This window comes from Jejuia sp. G7-7 (assembly GCF_055808955.1).
Genome location: NZ_JBVVSZ010000001.1, coordinates 164,416 through 188,947 on the forward strand (window position 1 = coordinate 164,416; position 24,532 = coordinate 188,947).

A 24,532-nucleotide genomic window follows, 5' to 3' on the forward strand; every position below is an offset into this window, starting at 1 on the left:
CAAAGACAAGATGTTGAACCTATCGAAGAAGCAGAAGCGGTTGCTTTCTTAAGTGAAAAATATGCGCCAGCAGAGATTTCAAAACGGTTGGGAAGAACAGAAAACTTTGTAAGACAACGCTTAAAATTAGCAGGTCTAATAGAAGGATTTAAAGTATTTGTTCGCAATGGCGAAATGACTATTTCGTTAGGAGTAGGTGTTGCACTTTTCGAGCCAGAAGAACAGCAAATGATGCTGGAAACAATGGGCGAAGAATTTAATGCCCATCAAATTAATAGGATGATTGAAAATCAGACCTACGATTTAGAAAAGGCATCGTTTGATGTAACTGATGAAAAACTGGTAGCTAAAGTCGGCGCCTGTAAAACATGTCCATTTAATGCTTCAAATCAAGGAAATTTATTTGGCGATGGTAAAATGGTTTGTACAAAATCAGCCTGTTATGAAACGAAGAAGAGTAAATCGTTTTTGAACTTGATTAAAAAATCGAAGACAGAAAATGTATTGTTGATTCCTGAAATTCGCAAATATTGGGCAGATGGCGACAATAATCAGCTTATTATATCGCAATTGGAAAAAAATGGATTGAAAATTTATCTTCTGGATGATGTTGAAACAATCGAAGAGCCTATTGAGCCTAAAATAGAAGCAATTAAGAAAGAATACCAACATTATGACTATTCTGAAGATGAACTAAAAGCTGAACTTGAAGAAGCGGTTGATAATTACAAGGAAGAATTGAAAATATTTAATTCAGCAAAAGAAAATGGATTTGTAAATGGTATTATGTTTCATCCAAAAACGTATGTTCACAAAGCAATCTTTGTCAAGGTAATAGAAGATTCAAAAACTGATAATTCTACATATTCGGAACCTATGGCAAATAGAAAAATGGCAGAGTGTTCGCCTGAAGAGCAAATCGTTAAAATCAACGAAAGAGAAACACGAAAGCGACACATCGAGCATAATAAGGAATTTGAGGACATAGTTCAGATGATTCGTGAAACCGATTATATTGAAAAGAAGAAAGCGCTTTCGGTAGATGAAATGGTGGCTTTTTCATTAACTTTATTTGAAAACAATGTGGACTATGTAGGTCGACAAAAACACTTTTCAAAATTATTGGGTAACACATCCAAGAAGACTGATGCTGAAACTGTCGAGAACTTCAAAAAGAACTTCAAAAAAGAAACCTTTTATAAGTTGATTCGGTACATCCTTACCAAGCAAGTACATTTTGGCGAAAGCAATCACGTTAATAACTTAACGAACATTTCATTCTACAATGCGATGCAAGGGTATTATAAAACCAAAATTGCCAATATTGAAAAGGAATATGCAGAAGAGAGAAACAAGTGTGAAGCACGTTTGAAAGTGCGCATAGAGAAACTTGAAAAGAAAATTCAGGAATTAAACGATTAGCTTTTGTTGTTGGAAGTAAGGGTCAGCATTCGTGCTGGCTCTTATTTTTTTATATAGTCCTTTAAAAAAAGGTAAGTAGAACCTATTCAATCAATATCAGCGCAAAGGTAAACCTCGTAAAATACACCCATCAAAAGACAACGGCATAAAGCCTACGCATCATCCAACGCTTATTTATTCCGTTTCCTTTTGAACTGTGATTTTAGCTTCCGTTTGATTACTGCTCAAATATTGTTTAATCAAAAAATCTTAGAATTATGAAACAAGTATCTGAAAAACCCAGCATCTCATTACAAGAAGCAGAAGAACATTATCGAGTAAGTAGTGAAAATTACGATGTCGATAGTGGAGAAAGTCATTTGGCTTATTACAGAGAAAAGCATCCTGAATATTACCAGGTATTATTAACTAATTGTTTAAGCTAAAATCTCACATCATGGAAAATTTAAAAGTAGTTCAGTTCGATTTCGGTTTTGAATGTAAGCCGATATCAAGAAAAGAAAAGGTAACAAAACCAACTAAAAAGGACAAAAGCGATTTCGTTTTTCGATTTTATGGATTGTCTTGCGAGTCCAATCATTGTTTTTAAATCGGCATGGCAAGATACTATACCAAAGGATATTCTTGGTAGAATAAAATTATCACGAATAATGTGCTCAATGACAAGGGATAAGATGGCATCATTAACAGAGACTTTAGCTTATATGATGCCAAGAACTTATGAAGCACCCATGCAAACAGAATGGGTAAACATTTACACGTGGCTAGGACTTCAATATGCAATGCAGACCAAAAGTAAAGACCAGTTAGAAGCTATGATTGAAATAGCACCAAAAGAACTGTCTGATTATGAAAAAGGGTTATTAAAAAACTTGAGACTATGGATTTATGATAAGCGAAGAAAAGCTCTAAAGGGTATTTTGAAAAAGAATAAAATTTCAAAATCTGACGGTATTCTGGATATTCAAGAGAAACTGTTTTAAAAAATAAAAATTCAATTTACAGGCTAGAATTATCCCATTCAGCACATTTCCCAAAAATTCCGTTACTCTACATTTCAGAAAAAGAGCTTCATTGTAAAAGTCTTGAACATAACTCTAAAGATTCCGATTGCCATTTCACTTACCCACTTATTCCCGAGAAAATTCGGGAAGTGTTCAAACTCCATTCTTAATCTCCATCTTTAAAGTCAAGTTCGCTTTAAATATTACTTATAATGCATAATCTGTTTTTATAAACCATTCAGTACATTCCTCTGCATTCCGCAAAAGCTTCATTCCGAGAAAAGAGCTTCATTAAAAAAGTCTTGGACACAATCCCCGTTTTTTACTTTTCATTCCGTTAATCCTTTCCGCTACGCTGGAAAGGAGCTCTTCATTCCAAGTAAAAAAGCGTGAATCGAGTCCGCCTGATGTAAACATATATCAACATAATAATAGGAAAGCCAAACCCTGAATTTTTTTCATTAGAATTATCGGTAAAACCTTCTCTGGGTTTTTCTCGATAATTCCTAAAAATTTAGATTTTGTCCAAAACATTTTAAGGTGTTTATAATGGATGAAGCCTTTAATTGTTTTTCGGGGCATCGAAAAACAGGCAGGGCATAAACACTTCTAATTGGAACTTATTTCCTTTTCTCGCTTAACTGTCTGTACGCTAGAACGTAAACACGTTCCAAAGAATTGCTAATGCCCTTATGGAACTTGTCAAGACCATGCAAAGTTTTGTGAAAAAAATAAGGTTTCTACAGCCTTGAAAACCCAAGGGTTTTACTACGTCGTAGACACTTCTGATTTATTTTCCAAAAGTCTTGACAAAACCCACTTTATCCATGGTGCTCTGCACGAGAGAAATCGAACAAAACACCCCTTAAAATTTAATATAGTTTAAACAGAAAAGGGAAATTATTAATCAAACCTGTTAAAAGGCAGGTGCTAAAAACATTTTATCATGAGTACATTAAAAAACAAAGTACAGTTAATCGGGAACGTTGGACAAGAGCCAACAATTACAGAATTGGAAAACGGTAAAAAAGTAGTCCGTTTATCCTTAGCGACCAACGAGCATTACAAAAATGGTAAAAACGAAAAGCAGACCGATACCAATTGGCACAATCTAGTGGCATGGGGCAAGACTGCAGAAATCATTGAAAAGTATGTGAGCAAGGGCAAGGAAATTGCCATTGAGGGCAAATTGACATCACGTTCATACGAAGATAAAGACGGTGTAAAACGCTATGTAACCGAAGTGGTAGTGAGTGAAATATTATTACTAAGAAACAACGAGTAATCAAAAATAAAGAGGGTGCGACTTTCGATGGAAACACCCTCTTTTCATTATTAACCTAAAAACAGAAAACAATGAAAACCGAAATTAACAAATTACAGGAGAACTTGCAACAGTTTTATGGTTCTCAAGAGATGTTCCAATTACCATTAATAAAATCATGGTTTACAGATGGGGTGCATTATCTAGTCAAAGAAGCTGAATGCTTTGGCTGATAACCGATGCCTCAGTTTTTGCCAAGAGCCTAATGGATAAGAGTCATTTTATAACCATTGACTTTAAACGCCTTTCAGAAGCCGAACAAATTATTAAGGGATGTGAAGCCATTATAAGTTATGGAGACGGAAACGAAAACATATTGGAAACGCATCGATACAGCGTTACCGATTTTCCATTAGATGAACTGCGTTTGTATTTTGTAAACAACACCTTGATGTTGCCTTGGGAATATTGAATTTAAAAATGATAACATCATGGTCTATTTAAATTACAACAATCTCGATGCAGAAACCCAAAACCGATTACTTCAAAATTCTAAAAGCGAAGTTGAGAAAAAGTTTGGGAACGACCTTAAATCTTATGCTGAAAAACATCACTTGGATTATAACACGATATTGGAAGAGGGAGGCTATTAAAAATCTTTACAGCTATCAATATGTGTTTAATATTTAATAAATACTAAAACATTAATCTAACCTTTGGATGTTTGAATGAATGTCCAAAGGCTTTTTTAAAAATCTGACGTTCAAATCCAAATAGTTATCAAATTTCATATTCTAATACCAAACCACACATTTGAAACCAATCGATGTTTGAGTTTCAGAACTTAAACGAATACCTTTAAAATAGCAGGAATGCCCAGAAAAAGCAACTGACTTTTTAGTCAGATGTTTGGAAAATTTTGGTCCCTGCGGGACAAAATAGGATTTCCATGTTAAAAGCAAGAAAAACATGAAAAAGTTAATAATTAAAAAAACAGCACAATTAAGCCACTCGTTTTTGATAAGGTTTTTGTCTTTTAATAACGGCACAAACCCTCAAAACCAATTTGTTTCTAACATTGTTAAGTATCAGCATTTTATTTTTCCCTTCATCAGCTTTTCGTTCATAGTAAATCTTAAGTTCAGGGTCATACCTAACAGCAGACAGGGCACACATATGCAAGTGTTTTTTAAGCGGTTTTATTAGCCATGTGATGCACTCTAGACCTTTTTTGGACACTCGTGCCAGAGGTGTGCTGAAATGGAACAACACCACAGTAGCATGCCAATTGTTTGGCTTCCTGATATCGTGTAAAAAAATTAGTGAAAATCACAAAGTATAACGCCGTCATGACACCAATTCCTGTAACAGAGGTCACAAGACCAATGGTTTTATTTAATTTTTCATCAGAAAGAATAAAGGCATGCAGCTCAGCTTCTATACGTTTGATTTCATTATCGAGGCATTTATTGGTTTTTCTAATCTGTTTTTGGGCAAGTTTACTAGTTCAGGAGCGAACCGTTTGACTTCATTGGGATGCTTATTTAAATCGGCTTTGAAGTTCACTAGTTTTTCTCTGGTTGTGATGAGTATCTTAATTTTTTCAAGAACCTCTGGGATTGGTTTGTACAGTTCCATTTCATGGCAATTTTTAACCGCATATTGTGCTAAACGAATAGCATCTAATTTATCTGTTTTGCCACGTTGTAAGCCCAGACTGCGTATAATTCTCAATGACATTTCAACACAGAAATTTGCTTGTGCCTCTAGTAATGTTGTAATAAGTATTTTTCCATATATTCCAGTATGTTCCATACATATCAAGGCGTTGTCTAAAGCAATACTCTGGTTCTTGAGCAATCTTAAAAAGCTTTGACACCTTTTTTTGTGTTTTCAAATACATATGATTTAATGGTCTCATCATTTACAATGGCTACATCAAAGGAAAGCTTGGATATATCAATACCCACAAAAACATAAAGTTCAATTTTTTCATAATAAAAAGTTTAAAGTATGTAACATAAGATTAAATACAACCGAGCATCTGAGGTGCCACCTAATCCCTGATAATAGGTCTATAAACCTGAATTTCCATTTGATGCCAATTCAGAAGATAACCGACAAAGGATTTAATCGAACCTTATAAGTCTTGAACTTTGAAAAGCAATTAATGCGCCTTTACCGGTTTGGTTGCTATTCATAATCATTGAAGGTACAATGTAGATAAATTAATATCCACCCTTCTAAATGAATAACGATATAGACCTGTTTAATACCAATAGAGGTATTTAAAAGGCTAATTTTTTAGTATAGACATAAGTACAATAAGTATCTGAATTACCATCGAAACCCTGGTATTAGGTCTAAAAACCTGTATTTCCATTTGATACGGTTCAGAGATAACCGATAAAGGATTTTAAAAGCATAAGTCCGAGACTTTGTTAGCGTATAATTCGCCCCTATCAGTTTGGTCACAGTTTATTATTATGAGGAGTATTCCTCATAGAAAGTTAACAATTATTGAAACTCACTAACATATAAATATTCCCTAAATAAAGCGTGTTTGTAAAACTAAGGGGGAAAAGCAAGAGGGGTAACACGCTAAAGCGATGTTTCTTTTGATACTTGAGTGTAAGTAATTGATTATCAAAGTTTTGTTTTGAATATATTAAATTTGAATAGTAGTTTTTAGAGTAAAAATGTTTTCAGCCCAGTAAAATCAATGAGTTTTTAGAGTAAAAATGGATAAAGGACACGAAAAAGAACAATTTACTACGATTAGTTTTAAGGTTTCCACAGCTAAGAAGTTTAGAGTCTTTAGTATGAAAATGTGGAGCGTCAAACTCTATGACGCTCTTAATGATGTTGAGTTTTTTTGATAAAAATAATCTTTCTCCAAAGGAATCTATTGGCCCAAATATCAATACGCTTGAGAACTTAATAAAAAAGCGAGTAAGTGCATGATTGCAATTTTAAGAGATATGGAAAAGAACCAAACTAAACCAACTATTGCTATGATGCAATCTCTTTTTGAAGAAACAGAAGGTAAGCCACTTATTCTAGAAAAGAAAATTTTAAAGAGAAGTCATAATGTATATAACTATTACAGCCCAAAAACAGGAGGAAACTATTCTCAAAGTTCTGCGGATTTTGTGGATTATTTAGAAAAGGAAAATCAAGGTTTAGAACAACAGGATATGGAACATTTTTTTAATCAGAATGGTGACGAAATTAGTGCTAAGGATGTCGTCAAAGAGATTGATGGTAATACAGCAAAACTTAAAAAGATAGAACCCAAATTTTATTCTATTACTGTAAGTCCAAGTAAATATGAATTGAAAAGATTAGAAAATAGTAGTGCAAATTTAAAAGCCTATACACGAGAAATAATGAAAGATTATGTGGGATCGTTTAACAGAGAAATCAACGGTAAACCAATCACTATAAATGATATAAAATATTTGCTAAAATAGAGCACCAACGCACATTTAAAGGAACGGATAAACAAGTAAAAGAAAATCAACCTTTTGCTTCTAAAATACTTCAAATGAAAAATGATATCCGAAAAATTGAGCAAGGTAAATTGACAGGAGATATTAAAAAGATAAATAAAGAAATTTATGTACTAGAACGTAAAGCTCCATATCGGCAAAATGGTAAACGTATAGTCCAAGGGATGATAAAGAATGGGAATCAGAGCCATATTCATATCATAGTAAGCCGAAAAGATACCAGTAATTCTGTGAGCTTATCTCCAGGGAGTAAATACAAAGCTTCAGTAGTTACTATGAATGGTAAAAAAGTAAAACGAGGTTTTGATAGAGATGCATTTTTTGAAAATGCAGAAAAGACCTTTGATAAGCAATTTAGTTATAAGAGGAATTACGCAGAAACTTATCAAGCTAAAAGGATTTCATTAAAAACCCTAAGCTTTACTTTTCTGTTTTAATGGACTTACCTACAAATGAAAAAGCAGCAGCTTTTAAAATTATAGGGAAGTCTGGAGTTCCAATGATGAACATTCCAACAAATAAAGTTCAGTTGGTAATAAAAACTATAAAACAATTAAAACGTGGTGTAGATACAGCTCTAAAATCAGGTTCCATAGGAATATGAATTGGTCAACACCACATATCATCTTGATTATTATAATTCCTTTGATTTTGATTGTAATTACGTTGTATATATTCTTCCATAAGGACAAGGTTAAAACATTAGATGAAAAATATCAGGTTAAGTTTAAGCTAAATCGAGGAAAATTTAAAATTAATAACATTAAACGCGGCGCTTCAGTAATTGGTTCTGCAGGAAGCGGAAAAACAGAAAGCGTAGTTTTTAATTTTCTTCAGCATTTTAGTAAATATTCTTTTAATGGAATCATACATGATTATAAAAACTTTGAACTTACAGAAATAGCATACCCACTTTTTAAGGCAAATAAAATCCCGTTCTATATTATTTCTTTTGATATAATTTACAACCGTGTAAACCCAATAGCACCTCGTTATATGGAACATGAAGAAAGTGTCAATGAAGTTTCCAGAGTATTGATTGAAAATTTGTTGGAGCAAAAAGAATCTGGAAGCATTGGAACATCTAAATTTTTCAACGATGCTGCTGAAGGATTAATTGGAGGGCTTATTTGGAAACTAAAAACTTCATATCCCAAATTTTGTACGATACCACATTTAATAGCTATTTACCAATTTTTAGATACAGATAGTTTAATAGCTTTTTTAAGTACAAACACAACGTCCAAAGCTATGGCTGATGCTTTTATAAGTGGAAAAGATTCGGATAGACAAACCGCAGGAGTTAAGAGTACATTAGCAAATGCTTTTAAAAAGATAACTACACAACGCATCTTTATGGCATTATCTTCAGACAATACACCTTTAGACATTAATAGGCAGGAAAAGCCATGTGTTATATCCGTAGTGAATAATCCCAAATATGAAACTGCTTATGCTCCTATCATCGCTACGATTATACATACCATTACAAAACAAATGAGTGTTCGAAATGCCAATTCGTCTTTTTTGATGATGGAAGAAGCTCCCACAATTCGCTTATTGAATATGCATCGAATCCCTGCAACATTAAGAAGTTATGATATTTCTACAGTTTATGTTATGCAAGACAAGATTCAGAATGATATGATGTATGGGGATAAGGCAAGCAGGAGCTATATTAAGTAACCTATCTTATCAGTTTTTTGGAAAAGTAAATGACCCAGATACCGCTAAATACTATGAACGCTTTTTTGAAATTATAAGAAAAGAAACCACAAGTGTAAATCGTGGATATAATCTAAATTTTGATACTCGTATAACAACTGGAGAACGTGATGTTTCTAAAATTAGAGCAGATGTTTTCTTTAGGTTGAAGCAAGGTGAATTTATAACCTTTGCGGATGGCAAGGATAGAAAAGTACACTTCAAACTTTTAAAAATTGAAAAAAGATTACCAGAAAGAAGAATCAATTCTCAAAAGTAGTATTAGAAAAAAATTTTGAAAGAATATACAAAGAGGCAAAATCTTTATTTAATAGTTAGTCTTATTTGTTATATTCTAAATTCTGTCAAAGCCAATAGGAGAAAATCATTAAAATAAGTCTTCTTAAAGTTAAGTTTGGGTCATGACAATTTAAGATGCTTTTTTCTTAAATTATCTAAGACTTATTTATATAAATCTTGTTTCTATAGCTATATATAAATTCCGTCTCTTTTAAATGCAAATAAAATGTTTTTTTAGATTCTTTTAAATTTAGATAGTCTGGTTTTTGCATATACCCAGAATCCTTCAATTCCATTTGCATCTAATAAATTCATTCTTTCTATGGTCTACCCTTTATATTTTTTATGACCTAAATCTATTATAGTCTCTCTATTTATCAGAATGTATGATACTGTCAATATCTACTTTATATACTCCAAAAAACTTTGAACGATATAAACACTTGTTATGCATTGGTATAACTGACTTTAAGCAAAGTTGATAATTGCTTACGTTGTCATAACTCTTAAGTTTTTTGGCAAGATTGTATAATATGTAAATATACATGTACTATTACATTTGTACGTTGAAATACGAATGATAAAAGCGTGTATTTTTTTAGCTATATCTTCCATTTTCATAGTCTTGTAGCTATTGAGTAAGTCATTTAAATCATTTATTAAATTGAAGTTTAAAATATGAAAAATCAAATAACATGCCTTTTATTTATATTAAGCATATCGTTTGCTAGTGCAACAACATATTATGTTAACTCAAATGCTACTATTAATGGTAATGGTTTGTCTTCAGGATCTCCTTTCAACACCTATTCTTCAATTTCTTTATCTGATGGAGATGTGGTGTTATTTGCAAGAGGATCATCTTACATAGGTTATAAAAATATTTTTAAATCTAATGTAACCTTTGGTGCTTACGGATCTGGTGCACAGCCATTGTTTACAGCTCCAGCTGATTGGGTTGTTTTCCATATTACCAATTCAGGAGTTACTCTAGATAACTTAGAAATCCGTAACGCTACATATGCTGGAGTTGAAATTGCAGCAGCTTATGCTACTGTTAAGTATTGTAGTATTTCAAATGTTCAATTTGGGATAACTGTACAGTCAGCTAACGCTACAATTACGAATAATACTATTTCAAATACTATTGTTCAAGTTGGACCTGGCGGAGACGATGATGCAGGAGCAATAGCTATTAAAGTGGAGTTTGGTACTTCAGATGCTATGATAACCTACAATACTCTTATAAATAATATTGGAAATTCTCCAGACTATGGAGTTGACGGTGGAGCTATAGAGATTTGGGGAAATGTTAATGGAGTATTTGTTCACTACAATTACATGGAAGGGAATGATGGAGTAGTTGAAGTTGGAGGTGGAAATGTTCAAAATGTTACTATAAGTTATAATATAATGAAAAATAATAGGGAAATTGGAGGTATTCATTTTGGAGGACCTTTTGCAGCATCGGTTTCTAATTTCAATTTCGTTAACAATACAGTTTATGACACTTTAGGTTCTAGTACTAAAGAAGTATTTTGGACTAATGGTAACAACGGTACATCACAAGTTAAGCTTGTAAATAATATTATTTATTATGATGGTTTTGCTAGGTTTAGTAGTTCGTCAAATATTTTTCATAGAAATAATGTCTATTATTCACCTAGTAATACTGGGGTAGGGTACACTTTTCATAGTTCAGAGAAATGGGGTTATCCTGGTTTTACATCGAATTCAGATTATCATCTTGTGCCTAATTCCATTGCAGTAAATGCAGGTATATATTACAGTTTTACTAATGACTATGATGGTGTGTCAATTTCTGGATTACCAGATTCTGGTGCATATGAATTAAAAAATCAGCTCTCAATATTTGATGGTGAATTTCAAGAGGATATTATTATGGTATTTCCTAATCCAGTTTCAGATCACTTTTATATTCAGAATTTAAATTCTGATTATAAAAGAATATCTATTCTATCTATAACAGGTGCAGAGGTTATGTCTATTCCTGTAAAAGCTAATCAAAAAACGCTCAGTATTTCTACAGGAGAATTAAAATCGGGAATTTATTTACTAAATATTCAAGGGAGTAAAAATTCAATTCAAAGAAAACTTATAATAAAATAAAAATTAACCAATAAATCAAAATTATGAAAAACTTAATTATATGTCTTTTATTTACGCTAAGCATATCATTAGCAAGTGCAACTACCTATTATGTTAACTCTAACGCGGCTAGTAATGGTAATGGATTGTCTTCGGGGTCTCCTTTTAACTCTTATTCATCTGTTCCTTTGTCGAACGGAGATGTTGTGCTATTTGCAAGAGGATCTTCTTATGTAGGTTATAAAAATATTTTTCAACCTAATGTAACCTTTGGTGCTTACGGATCTGGTGCACAGCCATTGTTTACAGCTCCAGCTGATTGGGTTGTTTTCCATATTACCAATTCAGGAGTTACTCTAGATAACTTAGAAATCCGTAACGCTACATATGCTGGAGTTGAAATTGCAGCAGCTTATGCTACTGTTAAGTATTGTAGTATTTCAAATGTTCAATTTGGGATAACTGTACAGTCAGCTAACGCTACAATTACGAATAATACTATTTCAAATACTATTGTTCAAGTTGGACCTGGCGGAGACGATGATGCAGGAGCAATAGCTATTAAAGTGGAGTTTGGTACTTCAGATGCTATGATAACCTACAATACTCTTATAAATAATATTGGAAATTCTCCAGACTATGGAGTTGACGGTGGAGCTATAGAGATTTGGGGAAATGTTAATGGAGTATTTGTTCACTACAATTACATGGAAGGGAATGATGGAGTAGTTGAAGTTGGAGGTGGAAATGTTCAAAATGTTACTATAAGTTATAATATAATGAAAAATAATAGGGAAATTGGAGGTATTCATTTTGGAGGACCTTTTGCAGCATCGGTTTCTAATTTCAATTTCGTTAACAATACAGTTTATGACACTTTAGGTTCTAGTACTAAAGAAGTATTTTGGACTAATGGTAACAACGGTACATCACAAGTTAAGCTTGTAAATAATATTATTTATTATGATGGTTTTGCTAGGTTTAGTAGTTCGTCAAATATTTTTCATAGAAATAATGTCTATTATTCTCCTAGTGGTACTGGCGTAGGATATACTTTTCATAATTCGGAACAATGGGGTTATCCTGGTTTTACATCAAATTCCGACTATCATCTTGCTCCTAATTCCATCGCAATAAATGCTGGTAGAAATTATGGTTTTTCTAGCGATTATGATGGTGTGTCAATTTCTGGAAAACCAGATGTTGGCGCATATGAATTTGTTGCAAATAATAATAAACGATCAAAGCTTAAATCAACTTTTGATAATGAATCTCAAGAGGATAATATTATGGTATTTCCTAATCCAGTTTCAGATCACTTTTATATTCAGAATTTAAATTCTGATTATAAAAGAATATCTATTCTATCTATAACAGGTGCAGAGGTTATGTCTATTCCTGTAAAAGCTAATCAAAAAACGCTCAGTATTTCTACAGGAGAATTAAAATCGGGAATTTATTTACTAAATATTCAAGGGAGTAAAAATTCAATTCAAAGAAAACTTATAATAAAGTAATAGAACTATTTTTATTATAAGTTTGAGCTAGAACTAATCCTGATTTGCTAAGGCAAGTCAGGATTTTTAAATTTAAAAGGATACTATTCTACATTCCAATGTATAGCTTTTTCAAAAACCAAAGCATCTAATTCCATAATACTTTAAAAAAATAATTATATTTGTGACTGAACGGTCAGTCATATGAATAATAAAGAAAAAATAATCCTAGCAGCTCTAGAGCTTTTCGCAAATAACGGGTACACCGAAACTTCAATAGATAAAATAGCAAAACGAGCTAATGTTTCTAAGGGGCTAACATACACGCATTTTAAAAATAAGGAAGACCTGTTTGGTAGTTACCATTGAGAATACAATTACCAAAATGACATCAAAACTGTTGGAAATAGAAGACATAGATTTCCATTTTTTCTTTAAAATGTATTCTAATAGTCTTATTGAAAACACGCAAATAGTAAGGCTTTGTATCCTTTTGTTAGCGCATCCACAAACACCCTCAAAGGTCAGTTCCCTACTAGATAAACAGAAATATGAATTATTAGAACTGTTTTCTAGTTTGTTGCAAAATAAATTTAAAGAGAATGCTAAAATGGAGGCAGAAATATTATTGGCTACCATAGATGGTATTACCCTGGAATATGTGACTAATCCGAATCGAGAAGATCTAAAGAAAGTACTACAATATTTAATAAAAAAATACACATAATGAATGCTATCATAAAAGTTATATTAACAGCACTATTATTACTCATAGTTGTGTGTCCTTATTTTCAAGAAGGAGAGGTTTCTGGAGGTTTAAATGAATTACGCTATTTGGGAACAATTCCCAGTATTTTATTGGCTATAAGTTTTTTCGTAGCCATTGCATTTTTATTGTAGGTCTTTACAAAATGTATTGAAAAAAATAAAGCCCGAGAATAGAACTAGAAAACATAAGAGCGTTTGGTTTATGTATTTAATACCATTCAATTTTATAGAGGATTTCTTCATTGTAATTGATATAGCCAATTCATTAAAAAATGAAATGCATACGAATAAGAAACTGATACGGTTCGGTGATTTTGGTTTAACATTAGGTATAGGGTGGTCAGTTGCCCAATTATTCTCGTTTATCCCAAATATTGTAGGGCAAATATCGGGGTTTGTAGGGTTGATTTTATGGATTATCCATTGGGTTGTAATCCATAGAATAAGCAAAGAACTAGTACCTGAATACAAAATAAATTAATTATGAGTAAATACATTGATGCAACCGAAAGTGCGGGTAAAGAATTCTATTTAAACTTCATCCCAAAAGGAAAGATTGTAATGCTCAATCTATTAAAGTTCAAACTTAAAGCGGACTATACCGATTTTGAATCTTTAAAACCTAAAGAAGAAATTTCAGGCGAAGAAGCTTATAAAATATACATGGATAGTACAATAGAAGAATTAAATAAAAAAAATAGCCGCATTATATTTTACGGTAAAAGTAAGAGCTTTCTAATCGGACCCGAATTCGAAAAATGGGATGCTATTTTGTTAGTTGAATATCAATCGGTTGAGACATTCATAACGTTTTCTAAGAGCGAAGCTTATTTGGATAATATTGGACATAGAAAGGCTGCATTAGAAGATTCAAGATTATTACCGAGCAATGAAATAAGTATCTCTTAAAAAAATAGATTAATTATGAACACCTCCAAAAATTGGTTTCTCAATGAATTCAATCAAATAGGCAAAGACTACGCAGACCAATCTGAGGTGGATGTGTACGAATCAAGTCATGCCCAATTTCGTGATATATACCAAGAAAGTATTGATTTATTGAAAATCTTAAACCCTTCAAAAGAGGATAAATTAATAGACTTTGGATGTGGAACAGGAATATTCGCTATAGAAAGTGCTAAGGTCTGTGGTAAAGTTTATGCTGTTGACATATCTAAAGAAATGTTGAGTTATGCACAGAAAAAAGCAGCGCAAATAGATATTGATAACATCGAATTTTGTCACTCAGGATTTCTAAATTTCGAAATTGAAGATGACTCTGTAAGCTACATAACAAGTACTTTTTCATTCCATCACTTACCAGATTATTGGAAAGGCATAGCGCTTAACAGAATGTGTAATATGATGAAACCAAGAGGTACGCTATACATTAAAGATGTGGTTATTTCAGAAGAAAACTCTTTAACTAATATCCAAAGATTTATAAATAATCAAGCAGCCTTGGGAGGTGACTTTTTAAAAGAAGATGCCGAAATACATTTTAAGAAAGAGTTTTCAACTTATGATTGGGTGCTGGAGGAATTATTGAATCGTTCTGGTTTTAAAATCACATCTAAAAAAGTAGAATTAGGTTTAATAGCAGAATACTTCTGCACAAAGATTAAGTAAAAAATAACACCTTATAATGATTTATCTAACACAATTAATTTTCGTTAAAGAAGGTAAGGAATCTGTTTTTAATCAATTTGAAGAAATAGCAATTCCCATAATGGCTGATTACAATGGCAAAGTGGTCTACAGGATAAGACCCAGTAAAGAATCATTCATTTCCCATGGAGAAGAATTACCCTATGAACTACATTTCATTTCTTTTGAATCAGAAGAGGATTTTAAAGACTTTCTAAAAGATCCTAGAAGGGAAAAATTCATGCATTTAAAGGAAGATTCTATTAAATCAAGCTTATTAATAAAAGGAGAAAGGTTATAAACGCATATTCATAGGTGTTCAATTTCAATTAAAAACAATTTTCTTGAGCAAGTATTAAACCATAATGATATATGAATGCTTCCCTGTTTTTCAAACAGTTTAAAAATCAACTATTTTTAGATTTTGAAGAAAAGCAGATTTACCGAAGCACAGATAGTATCTATGCTTCATCAGTATGATTCAGGAATGAAAGTCACCGACATCTGTCGTGACAAAGTTACTACCAAGGCTACTTTCTATAGTTGGAAACGTAAGTATGGAGGTATGTATGCTTAACAGCTTAAAAAAGCTTAAATCCCTGCAGGAAGAAAACAGAAGACTCAAGGCCATATACGCGGATTTAAGTCTTGATCATCGCATCTTAAAAGGATATAGTGGAAAAAAACTTTAAAGCTTTGTGAGCGCAAAAACCGTAGCTCCCAGATTATACTTGTTGGTCCTATAAATTTTCTTCTTCTGAAAATCGTAATGAACGATTTCGCCAAAATAGCCCTTTTGTTTTATGGTATGAATAACCTAAAAAAACAATTATGCTATACCACCTGGGCGGATTAAATCGTACCTCGCATTCAAGGGGAGTTGACAGACGATTGGAAATTTAAACTTCGAAACTGTTTACAATACCTGTTGAAGAGCAGCATTTGCCTGAAATACAATGGCGTGATGATGTGTCAAGCGGGAATTAATGGTCATAGCGCTGAAAAAACTCAACAAGAAAATGGTTAAACCACTTAAATGTTTCAAAAAATACTGTACGCCTACGGAAAGTTAAATTTCTGCAAATATAAAATCGAAGATTGTCAATATAGTTGATATTTTGGATTTGCAAATAATATTAACTTGTTCTCATAAAGTTTTTGTTTTTTATTAGAAAATATTGAAAGCTATTTTTAACTCTGTTTTCATATCAAAATTTAATTTTAATTATAAAATAAAGAATGATTCTCCGTTTCGCGAGTGATTGGGGCCGGATTTTGGGCCAAATATCAAATAGCAGCTTGGAAAGAATTGGAAGGTATAGAAATCGTAGCAATCTACAATCGTACCTTATCAAAAGCAAAAACGCTTGCGGAAAAATTCAATATACCTAGAACCTACGATAGTGTTGAAAATATGTTTCAGGTCGAAACTTTGGATTTTGTAGACATCATTACAGATGTGGATACCCATGCACCAATGTGCGAGTTAGCGGCTAACAAGGGTATAGGTGTTATCTGTCAAAAACCTATGGCTTCGAAATTACGCATAGCCAGCAATATGGTTGCTTTGTGTCAAGAAAAAAAGTTCCTTTTTATATACATGAAAATTTTCGATGGCAGGCCCCAATTCGTGAGGTTAAAAGGCAACTTGATGCTCATGTAATTGGAAAGGTCTTTAAAGCTCGAGTTACTTTCTGTTCAGGTTTTCCAGTTTTCGAAAATCAACCTTTTTTAGCAGAATTAGAGGAATTCATTTTAGCGGATATTGGTTCGCATATTTTAGATATATGCAGGTTTCTTTTCGGTGAAGCGCATTCCCTACTTTGTCATACCGCAAGGATAAAGGAAGGTATTAAAGGTGAAGATGTGGCCAATGTGAGTATGCAGATGAAGAATGGCGTTTTTTGTTATGCAGAAATGTCGTATGCTTCTATCCTTGAACGCGAAGCTTTTCCACAAACCCTAATATCAATCGAAGGAGAAAAGGGCTCCATCAATCTTAACTATGACCATGAGGTTCGTATCACCAAACGTTCAGGCACTCAAAGTTTTAAAGCGAATCCTAAAATGTACGAATGGCTTGATCCAGAATACGCTTTAGTTCATTCGAGTATTGTTGATTGCAATAAAGATATACTAAACGACCTAAAGGGAATTTCAAAAGCAGAGACCGCTGGTAAAGACAATCTTGAAACGGTACGTTTGGTGCGGGCTGCCTATGCTTCTTCTAAAACAGAGAAGTTGATTCATTTAGCTGATTTCTAATGGCCTTTCTAAAACTCGAAAATATTGCCAAATCATTCCCTGGTGTTAAAGCACTGGACAAAGTAAATCTTGAGTTAAATAGAGGTGAAATACATGCGCTTTGTGGAGAGAATGGTGCTGGTAAAAGTACGTTAATGAAAATATTGACAGGTAATCTTCAGCCCGATTCCGGAGCGATTTACCTAGAAGGAGAACTTATTAAGATCGAAACTCCGCAGAAAGCTTTTAATCAAGGCATATCAATCGTACATCAACACCTAAGTCTTTCTGAAAATTTGAGTGTAGCCGAAAACGTCTTTGCAAATAACCAACCGCGAAGCAAGATGGGCTTTATTGATTTTAAAATGCTTCATAAAAAAACTCAAAAATTACTCGAAAATTTTGGACTAGAAGAGATAAAGCCAAAAACAAGAATAGCCCTTCTTTCAGCACCAGAAAAACAAGTAGTGGAAATAGCAAAAGCCATCGCCAGAAATCCTTCTATATTGGTTTTGGATGAACCCACAGCTTCGCTAACAGAAAAAGAAGCAGTATTACTTTTTTCCGTTTTAGAAAGATTAAAAAAACAAAACATTGCTATAGTATACATATCGCATCGTCTTAAAGAAATCTTTAAGCTATCGGATAAGATTTCGATACTCAAGGATGGTTTATACCAAGGGACTTTTGATACACAAAAAATGAGCGAAGTTACGCTAATCAAAAAAATGGTTGGTCGGGATATTGATGAATTAAAGAAAATATCGCATGTAAAAGACGAGGTGCTTCTTTCAGTCGAAAATCTATATGGCAAAAAATTCAGTAACATCTCTTTCGAATTGAAAAAGGGTGAGATATTGGGCCTTGCCGGATTAGTAGGAGCGGGTCGAACGGAAATTGCACGAGCCATATTTGGCATTGATGATATCACACAAGGTGAAATTTCCCTTTAGGGGAGAAAAAGTATGTTATAAACACCCGCGAGAGGCAATTGCAGGAGGAATTGCCTTAGTGCCCGAAGACCGATCATCTTCTGGACTGTTTTTAGACATGTCCATTGAGGAGAATATTGTTTCGGGAGACCTAAACAGGGCCCTTAATAATGGGTTTTACAGCCCGCTGAAGGCTAAGGAAATTGCCTTAAAATCACAAGATCGGTTTAGAATTATCACTCCTAATATTACGCAAAAAGTACAACATTTAAGTGGAGGTAACCAGCAAAAAGTAGTTTTGGCAAAATGGTTGAACACAGAACCTGATGTATTAATTGTTGATGAACCCACTCACGGAGTAGATGTGGGAGCTAAATTTGAAATTTACGGTATACTCAGCTCTCTTGTTGCCTCTGGAAAAGGGGTGCTGATGATATCAAGCGATATGCAAGAACTTTTAGGTATTTGTGATCGTATTTTGGTTCTTAAGAATGGCTGTATTTCTGGAGACATTTTGAAACCTCATTTCTCAGAGGAAAAAATAATGGCTATGGCTTCTAATTAATATCAATGATGTTGAAACGAATATTACAAGATAGAATTTACCTGTTGCTTTTTGTGCTAATTATAGTGTGCATTTTAACGAGCGCTGTTTTTCCGACAACTTTCCCAACATTTTCGAATTTTAATCAAATTTTCCTAAATGTATCTATAGATGCCATCGTAGCCGTGGGTATGATGCTATTGCTAATCTCTGGATCATTTGATTTATCGGTAGGGTCTATTGTTGCATTTACTGCATGTTTTGTTGCCATTTTACTGCAAGCTGGTGTTCCTCTTCCCTTAGCAATTTTTGTGGGGATTTTAGGAGCCATTTTAATTGGCTTTTTGAATGGCTATTTAATCGCTTATAAAGGCATTAATGCCATGATACAAACGCTAGCCATGATGGGCATCGTGAGAGGTGCAGCATTGATGATTACCGGTACAGGAACACAAAACCTCCCTATTGGTTTAATGCCATAGGGCAATCAAAACTTTTGGGTATTCAGATGCCTGTTTGGTATATGATTTTAACGATTGTGATTTTTACTTTTCTATTGAGAAAAACGGCTTTTTTTAGAAGGTATTACTATTTGGGTGGTAACGAAAAAGCAGCGGATCTTTCTGGAATTCCAGTAAAGAAAATGAAAATGATTGGTTTCATTATATCTGCTGGTTTGGCAGGGTTTGCGGGAATCTTAATTGCGTCAAGACTAGGGGCTGCTCTTCCAACTTTTGGAAAAGGACTTGAACTGCGTGTAATTACTGCTGTAATACTGGGTGGCGCTAGTTTAAATGGAGGGTATGGGAAAATTCCTGGAGCCTTATTAGGCGCCCTTTTTATGGGTGTGTTAGCCAATATAATGGTGATTTCAAGAGTATCAGGTTACTGGCAAGATATTATTCTTGGTATCATTTTAATTCTTACTCTTTGGTTGGACAAAGCCCTTCTCAAAAAATATTCGAAGAATTTATAAATATGGGTCAAAAATGAACTGGACTAAAAAAACACAAAATGTAAAATTTTCAATAGGGGTTTTGGCCATTTTTTTTATGGTATTATCTGCTTATGCGCTGCCAGTAAAAAACGATCAATTGGTAAAATCCAGCCCCAAAGTTGATCGTAAAACGGTAGATTTCGAAAATGAAGAATACGTTATGATTACAACAGCCATTACAATGCCTATGTACATGAATCGAGATCAAAAGGCATTCGTGAAATGGGGAAAAACCAGAAATGTAAAAACTTCGATCCTTGGTCCTGCTGAGTGGGATGTCCCTGCTCAGATTAATGTTATAGAGGAAGTGATTGGTACTAACCCTACCGGTTTGTTAATCAATGGTACAGATCCGGCTATAGCTCAGGTTATTAACAAGGCTGTTGCTGCTGGTATACCTACCGTGGTCTATGATTCTAATATACCTAATGCAAACCACCATGCTTTTTTGGGTACTGACTGGTATGAGATTGGTATTATGCAAGGCAAAGAAATGGCTAAGCTAATCAATGGAAAGGGAAAAGTAGCCTATATGGGTATTTTAGGCATGTCAAATATGGAGTCTGGATTTCAAGGCTATTTGGATGTTCTTGCCAAGTATCCCGAAATAGAAGTTGTAGGAAAATATGATAGTAAAGCCAGTACTGAAGAAGCCGCAAAGATTACCGCTGATATTATTTCAGCGCATCCAGATATTGCGGGAATCAGTGGGTTTGATGGGCCATCAGGGCCGGGGATTGCTCTTGGAGTAAAAGAATCTGGAAAAGTAGGTAAAATTAAAATAACTACTGTAGATGGTGAACCAGAACATCTTCAATTAGTCAAAGAAGGAACCATACAAATGTTAGCTGCGCAAAAACGTGAGCTCTTTACATGGTATGGTGCACAATTCCTCTATGATATGGTACACCAAACCAACACACTTTCAAATGATGATATGAAGGCAGGCATCACCAGTATACCCTATCATGTAAATACCGGGCTTTTAAAAATAACGCTCGAAAATGTAGATGAATTTGCGCTATAGCGCTAAACCCTGAACTGTGAAAAGAATACATGCAACATATTGGATTGAAACAGCACATTCCCTTGAACTTGCTGTAGAGACATTGGCTGGAGAGCAGTCTTGTGGAACATTTATTAGAGTACCAGGAGAAACGGATGAGCTGCACGAAAAATTTTCCGCCAAGGTGGAGAATATTACCCTCTTAAACGAAACCTCTAAGCCATCTTTGCCGGGAGCATCTATACCAAAAAACGAACCTAATCCAGTTTGGAAGCAAGCCCACATTACCTTGTCATGGCCATTCTATAATATAGGGAATAACCTCCCAAACCTGATGGCTACCATTTCTGGAAATCTTTTTGAATTGAAGCAGTTTTCAGGTTTACGTCTAAAAGATATTTCATTGCCAAAAGAATTTTCAAAAAAATACCAAGGCACCCAATTTGGTATCGATGGAACTTATGATTTATTGGAGTTTAGAAACCGACCTATAATTGGTACGATTATCAAACCCAGCATTGGGTTAAGTCCCGAGGAAACCGCCGTACAAACTCAAGTACTCTTAGAAGCCGGTATTGATTTTTTAAAAGATGACGAGCTCATGGGTGATGCCCCGTGTTCTCATTTTGAAAAAAGAGTCGATGCTGTAATGGAGCGAATCAATGAACATGCTTCAAAAACTGGCAAAAAGGCCATGTACGCTTTTAACATTAGTGGGGATATCGATGATATGCTTAAAAGACATGATTATGTTTTGAAAAAAGGGGGAACCTGCATCATGGCAAGCTTGAACTGGATTGGAATAAGTGCACTCGCAAAACTGAACAAGCATGCGCAACTACCAATTCATGGGCATAGAAACGGTTGGGGTCTTTACTATAGGAGTCCCTATATTGGAATTGACTACACCGTGTTACAAAAAATATGGAGATTGGCGGGTGCAGATCACTTGCATACCAATGGTATCCGAAATAAATTCTGCGAGTCTAACACTTCGGTTATCACTTCGATTAAGGCTTGTCAAAAACTAGAAAACGGAAAAAGGGTCATGCCAGTAATCTCAAGTGGTCAATGGGCCGGACAAGCTGAAGACACTTTCAAAGCCATAGGCAATACAGATCTTATGTATGTGGCCGGTGGTGGTATCGTAGGGCACCCGTCTGGCATGGCTGCGGGTGTAAAAAGCATTAAACAAGCTTGGAGCGCAGCAGTTGGTGGAATCCCTCTAGAAAAATACGCCAAAGAACACCAAGAACTTTCCGAGGCATTAGAATTCTTTGTTAAACATACTTCGATATGAATCACTCATTAAAACTTAGCTTTTACGGCGATGATTTTACAGGTTCCGCTGATGTTATGGAATCCCTGTCATTTAATGGAACACCTACAGCACTATTTCTAGAAGTACCTTCTAAAAAAGAGGTTTTGAATTTTCGATTAAAAAATGGTTCTATTAGTAAGGATGGCAAGCTGAAGGCTTTTGGAGTTCCTGGAATTGGAAGGTCATTGACCCTGGCACAAATGGATGATGAGCTACCCAAAATTTTTGAAAGTCTAGCAATGATACCCACCTCTTATTTTCATTACAAAGTATGCTCCACTTTCGATTCCTCTCCCAATATAGGAAGTATAGGGCACGCGGTTGAAATCGCTTTACGTTATTTTCCGAGCTCTTATATTCCGTTGATTGTAGGCATTCCGCTATTGAACAGATATTGTGTATTTGGCAATCTTTTTGCCGGTGTTAATGGAACTACCTATCGACTTGATGAACATCCAACAATGTCAAGACATCCTATTACGCCTATGAGCGAATCCAACCTTATTAAACATCTTGCCAAACAGACAAACCGCCCAATTAAGTTGATTGATGTAAACGTTTTGGAATCAACAAGCGATACTGAAGATAACAGGTTTTTGAAAAATGGGGAGTATATATTATTCGATGTATTGAAACAAAAGCACCTTGGCCAAATAGGTGCATTAATTGCAAATAAAAACAAGCAGAATCATCAATTGTTGGTGGGGTCTTCTGGTGTAGAATATGCCCTGGTTGATTATTGGAATAAAGAACAAGGCATAGCAATTCCTCAATCGGAAAGTCAAACTCAAAAAGCGCAGCAGTTCATGGTAATTGCCGGCAGTTGTTCCCCAAGAACCGCGGAGCAACTGTTGTACGGTATTGAAATAGGCTTTGAAGCCATTGCCTTGAATTCCGAACAACTAATTAATGATCAGCCAGCAGAAATTACTCGGTGTAGTAATCTTTGTATTGCAATCATAAAAAAGGGAAAAGTGCCCATGCTTTATTCCGCTATTGGCCCTGAAGATAAAAAAATTGAAGCGACGAAAAAAGCACTTTCCAATTCTAGTTTGCGAATATCGGTTGGAGAACTACTCGGTGGGGCGAAAGGTCAGGTTTTAAAAAATGTTATAGACAGTATTGGAATGTTGCGTATAACTGTTGCTGGTGGTGACACTTCAGGTTATGTAACAAAAATTTTAGGCATTTACGCACTTGAGGCATTGGCAAAAATTGCCCCAGGATCTCCATTATGTATTGCCCATTCTGATAATTCTAAGTATGATGGACTCGAAATATGCTTAAAGGGAGGACAAAACGGTAGTGAACGTTTCTTTGAATCTGTTTTGTTAGGAAGAAACGAATACAATTGAATAGTAATTAGTAAAATTAGAAATAGAATCATGAAAAAAATAACATTAGTAGGTGCAGGAGGTAAAATGGGCGTTCGACTCACTAGAAATTTAATAGATTCCAAATACGAGGTGTCTTATCTTGAGGTAAGCGCTGAAGGTATTGAACGAGTAAAGCAGAATGGCGTCGATATCTCGATAGTCGAAGAGGTTATACCATCAGCAGACTTGGTTATTTTTGCAGTACCCGATGTGCTAATCGGAAAAGTAACTACAGAATACGTTCCAAAAATGAAAAGTGGGGCGATGGGTATGTGTCTGGATCCAGCAGCACCTCTGGCAGGACATTTACAAGAAAGAAGTGATATCAGTTATTTTGTAACACATCCTTCGCATCCTTCTGTTTTTAATTGGGAAGGCACCTCTGAAGCCCATTTTGATTATTTTGGAGGTATTGCGGCCAAACAAAGTATCGTATGCGCCTTAGTTCAAGGAAATGAAGAAGATTACGATTTCGGCGAAGAATTGGCCAAGATTATTTATGGTCCGGTAACTGACTCATTTCGTATTACTTTAGCACAAATGGGAATGCTCGAACCTGCGCTCTCCGAAACTTTTGCAGGAGCAATGATAACGGTTTTAAAGGAAGGTGTAGATGAAGTTGTTGCTAGAGGTGTGCCTAAAGAAGCAGCTTATGAATTTTTCTTGGTCACATCAATATAGAATTAGCATTGTTATTTGGTCAGCTGCCGGGAGGTCAATTTTCAGATGCTGCCAAAAAGGCTATTCAAATAGGTAAAAAGACAATTTTTAAGGAAGATTGGAAAAAGATATTTGATAAAGAAAGTATAAATGAACAAATTCTCGCTATTACTTAAGTAAATTATGCTGCCCAGCCTTTTAAAACACGGACATCTAGAAGACCTGC

The 24,532-nt window shown here is 34.4% G+C and carries 25 protein-coding genes and 5 pseudogenes; 27 read left to right on the top strand and 3 right to left on the bottom strand.

Annotated elements, in window-relative coordinates:
- Positions 1–21 precede the first annotated feature (21 nt).
- The 6 genes and pseudogenes from AC0L5U_RS00845 to AC0L5U_RS00870 all read left to right on the top strand — a co-directional run bounded on the left by AC0L5U_RS00845 (position 22) and on the right by AC0L5U_RS00870 (position 4,343).
- Positions 22–1,422, top strand: a complete 1,401-nt coding sequence (locus AC0L5U_RS00845) for a ParB/RepB/Spo0J family partition protein (RefSeq protein WP_473416129.1) — start codon at positions 22–24, stop codon at positions 1,420–1,422.
- 257 nt (positions 1,423–1,679) lie between these two features.
- A complete protein-coding gene (locus tag AC0L5U_RS00850; protein WP_473414132.1) occupies positions 1,680–1,847 on the top strand; it encodes a hypothetical protein in 168 nt (55 codons plus the stop codon).
- Between the two features lie 249 nt (positions 1,848–2,096).
- Positions 2,097–2,405, top strand: a complete 309-nt coding sequence (locus AC0L5U_RS00855; protein WP_473414134.1) for a hypothetical protein — start codon at positions 2,097–2,099, stop codon at positions 2,403–2,405.
- A gap of 967 nt (positions 2,406–3,372) precedes the next feature.
- Positions 3,373–3,711, top strand: coding sequence for a single-stranded DNA-binding protein (locus AC0L5U_RS00860; protein ID WP_473414135.1), 339 nt, complete (start codon positions 3,373–3,375; stop codon positions 3,709–3,711).
- Between the two features lie 131 nt (positions 3,712–3,842).
- Positions 3,843–4,162 (top strand): annotated as a pseudogene (locus AC0L5U_RS00865) (DUF6876 family protein).
- A 19-nt stretch (positions 4,163–4,181) separates the two neighbouring features.
- The gene (locus tag AC0L5U_RS00870) at positions 4,182–4,343 is read left to right on the top strand and encodes a hypothetical protein (RefSeq protein ID WP_473414136.1); all 162 of its coding nucleotides are present in this window, start codon (positions 4,182–4,184) and stop codon (positions 4,341–4,343) included.
- 349 nt (positions 4,344–4,692) lie between these two features.
- On the opposite strand, the gene AC0L5U_RS00875 is transcribed toward AC0L5U_RS00870, so the two are convergent.
- From AC0L5U_RS00875 to AC0L5U_RS00885, 3 genes are read right to left on the bottom strand one after another with little or no spacing between them, the layout of a single operon-like run.
- A complete protein-coding gene (locus AC0L5U_RS00875; protein ID WP_473414139.1) occupies positions 4,693–4,866 on the bottom strand; it encodes a hypothetical protein in 174 nt (57 codons plus the stop codon).
- Between the two features lie 13 nt (positions 4,867–4,879).
- Positions 4,880–5,068, bottom strand: coding sequence for a transposase (locus tag AC0L5U_RS00880; RefSeq protein ID WP_473414141.1), 189 nt, complete (start codon positions 5,066–5,068; stop codon positions 4,880–4,882).
- A gap of 59 nt (positions 5,069–5,127) precedes the next feature.
- On the bottom strand, positions 5,128–5,550 hold the full coding sequence (locus tag AC0L5U_RS00885; protein WP_473414143.1) for an IS110 family transposase: 423 nt from the start codon (positions 5,548–5,550) through the stop codon (positions 5,128–5,130).
- Positions 5,551–6,552: 1,002 nt separating this feature from the next.
- On the opposite strand from AC0L5U_RS00885, the gene AC0L5U_RS00890 reads away from it, so the two are divergent.
- The 21 genes and pseudogenes from AC0L5U_RS00890 to AC0L5U_RS00990 all read left to right on the top strand — a co-directional run bounded on the left by AC0L5U_RS00890 (position 6,553) and on the right by AC0L5U_RS00990 (position 24,482).
- Complete coding sequence (locus AC0L5U_RS00890) at positions 6,553–6,654, top strand: BfmA/BtgA family mobilization protein (protein ID WP_473416131.1); 102 nt, start codon at positions 6,553–6,555, stop codon at positions 6,652–6,654.
- A 126-nt stretch (positions 6,655–6,780) separates the two neighbouring features.
- Positions 6,781–7,806 (top strand): annotated as a pseudogene (gene mobB / locus AC0L5U_RS00895) (MobB family relaxase).
- Between the two features lie 20 nt (positions 7,807–7,826).
- Positions 7,827–9,245: pseudogene (locus tag AC0L5U_RS00900) on the top strand (type IV secretory system conjugative DNA transfer family protein); the annotation flags it as partial.
- 639 nt (positions 9,246–9,884) lie between these two features.
- Positions 9,885–11,336 (top strand): T9SS type A sorting domain-containing protein, encoded by a 1,452-nt coding sequence (locus AC0L5U_RS00905; RefSeq protein ID WP_473414145.1) that lies wholly within the window; start codon positions 9,885–9,887, stop codon positions 11,334–11,336.
- Positions 11,337–11,359: 23 nt separating this feature from the next.
- Positions 11,360–12,832, top strand: coding sequence for a T9SS type A sorting domain-containing protein (locus AC0L5U_RS00910; RefSeq protein ID WP_473414146.1), 1,473 nt, complete (start codon positions 11,360–11,362; stop codon positions 12,830–12,832).
- Positions 12,833–13,015: 183 nt separating this feature from the next.
- Positions 13,016–13,180, top strand: coding sequence for a TetR/AcrR family transcriptional regulator (locus tag AC0L5U_RS00915; RefSeq protein ID WP_473414148.1), 165 nt, complete (start codon positions 13,016–13,018; stop codon positions 13,178–13,180).
- Positions 13,181–13,196: 16 nt separating this feature from the next.
- Positions 13,197–13,538: a hypothetical protein gene (locus AC0L5U_RS00920; protein ID WP_473414149.1), complete on the top strand. Its 342-nt coding sequence runs from the start codon at positions 13,197–13,199 to the stop codon at positions 13,536–13,538.
- A complete protein-coding gene (locus AC0L5U_RS00925) occupies positions 13,538–13,711 on the top strand; it encodes a hypothetical protein (protein WP_473414151.1) in 174 nt (57 codons plus the stop codon). Before AC0L5U_RS00920 ends, AC0L5U_RS00925 begins: the two co-directional genes overlap by 1 nt.
- Positions 13,712–14,062: 351 nt before the next feature.
- Positions 14,063–14,488 carry a DUF1330 domain-containing protein gene (locus tag AC0L5U_RS00930; protein WP_473414152.1) on the top strand — a complete coding sequence of 142 codons (426 nt, stop codon included), beginning with the start codon at positions 14,063–14,065 and terminating at the stop codon, positions 14,486–14,488.
- Between the two features lie 15 nt (positions 14,489–14,503).
- Positions 14,504–15,208: a class I SAM-dependent methyltransferase gene (locus AC0L5U_RS00935; protein ID WP_473414153.1), complete on the top strand. Its 705-nt coding sequence runs from the start codon at positions 14,504–14,506 to the stop codon at positions 15,206–15,208.
- 16 nt (positions 15,209–15,224) lie between these two features.
- On the top strand, positions 15,225–15,527 hold the full coding sequence (locus tag AC0L5U_RS00940) for a hypothetical protein (protein ID WP_473414155.1): 303 nt from the start codon (positions 15,225–15,227) through the stop codon (positions 15,525–15,527).
- Positions 15,528–15,650: 123 nt separating this feature from the next.
- Positions 15,651–15,803 carry a transposase gene (locus AC0L5U_RS00945; RefSeq protein ID WP_473414156.1) on the top strand — a complete coding sequence of 51 codons (153 nt, stop codon included), beginning with the start codon at positions 15,651–15,653 and terminating at the stop codon, positions 15,801–15,803.
- 681 nt (positions 15,804–16,484) lie between these two features.
- Positions 16,485–16,889: a Gfo/Idh/MocA family protein gene (locus AC0L5U_RS00950; protein ID WP_473414158.1), complete on the top strand. Its 405-nt coding sequence runs from the start codon at positions 16,485–16,487 to the stop codon at positions 16,887–16,889.
- Complete coding sequence (locus AC0L5U_RS00955; protein WP_473414161.1) at positions 16,796–17,491, top strand: Gfo/Idh/MocA family protein; 696 nt, start codon at positions 16,796–16,798, stop codon at positions 17,489–17,491. Before AC0L5U_RS00950 ends, AC0L5U_RS00955 begins: the two co-directional genes overlap by 94 nt.
- The gene (locus AC0L5U_RS00960) at positions 17,491–18,423 is read left to right on the top strand and encodes a sugar ABC transporter ATP-binding protein (protein ID WP_473414163.1); all 933 of its coding nucleotides are present in this window, start codon (positions 17,491–17,493) and stop codon (positions 18,421–18,423) included. The genes AC0L5U_RS00955 and AC0L5U_RS00960 overlap by 1 nt, the downstream gene beginning before the upstream one ends.
- A complete protein-coding gene (locus AC0L5U_RS00965; protein WP_473414166.1) occupies positions 18,407–18,967 on the top strand; it encodes an ATP-binding cassette domain-containing protein in 561 nt (186 codons plus the stop codon). The genes AC0L5U_RS00960 and AC0L5U_RS00965 overlap by 17 nt, the downstream gene beginning before the upstream one ends.
- Positions 18,968–19,140: 173 nt before the next feature.
- Positions 19,141–19,922, top strand: a pseudogene (locus AC0L5U_RS00970) (ABC transporter permease).
- 13 nt (positions 19,923–19,935) lie between these two features.
- On the top strand, positions 19,936–20,970 hold the full coding sequence (locus tag AC0L5U_RS00975) for a substrate-binding domain-containing protein (protein WP_473414169.1): 1,035 nt from the start codon (positions 19,936–19,938) through the stop codon (positions 20,968–20,970).
- A 16-nt stretch (positions 20,971–20,986) separates the two neighbouring features.
- Positions 20,987–22,249: a ribulose-bisphosphate carboxylase large subunit family protein gene (locus AC0L5U_RS00980; RefSeq protein WP_473414171.1), complete on the top strand. Its 1,263-nt coding sequence runs from the start codon at positions 20,987–20,989 to the stop codon at positions 22,247–22,249.
- On the top strand, positions 22,246–23,625 hold the full coding sequence (locus AC0L5U_RS00985; RefSeq protein ID WP_473414172.1) for a four-carbon acid sugar kinase family protein: 1,380 nt from the start codon (positions 22,246–22,248) through the stop codon (positions 23,623–23,625). Before AC0L5U_RS00980 ends, AC0L5U_RS00985 begins: the two co-directional genes overlap by 4 nt.
- 30 nt (positions 23,626–23,655) lie before the next feature.
- A pseudogene (locus AC0L5U_RS00990) lies at positions 23,656–24,482 on the top strand (phosphogluconate dehydrogenase C-terminal domain-containing protein).
- The last annotated feature ends 50 nt before the right edge of the window (positions 24,483–24,532 follow it).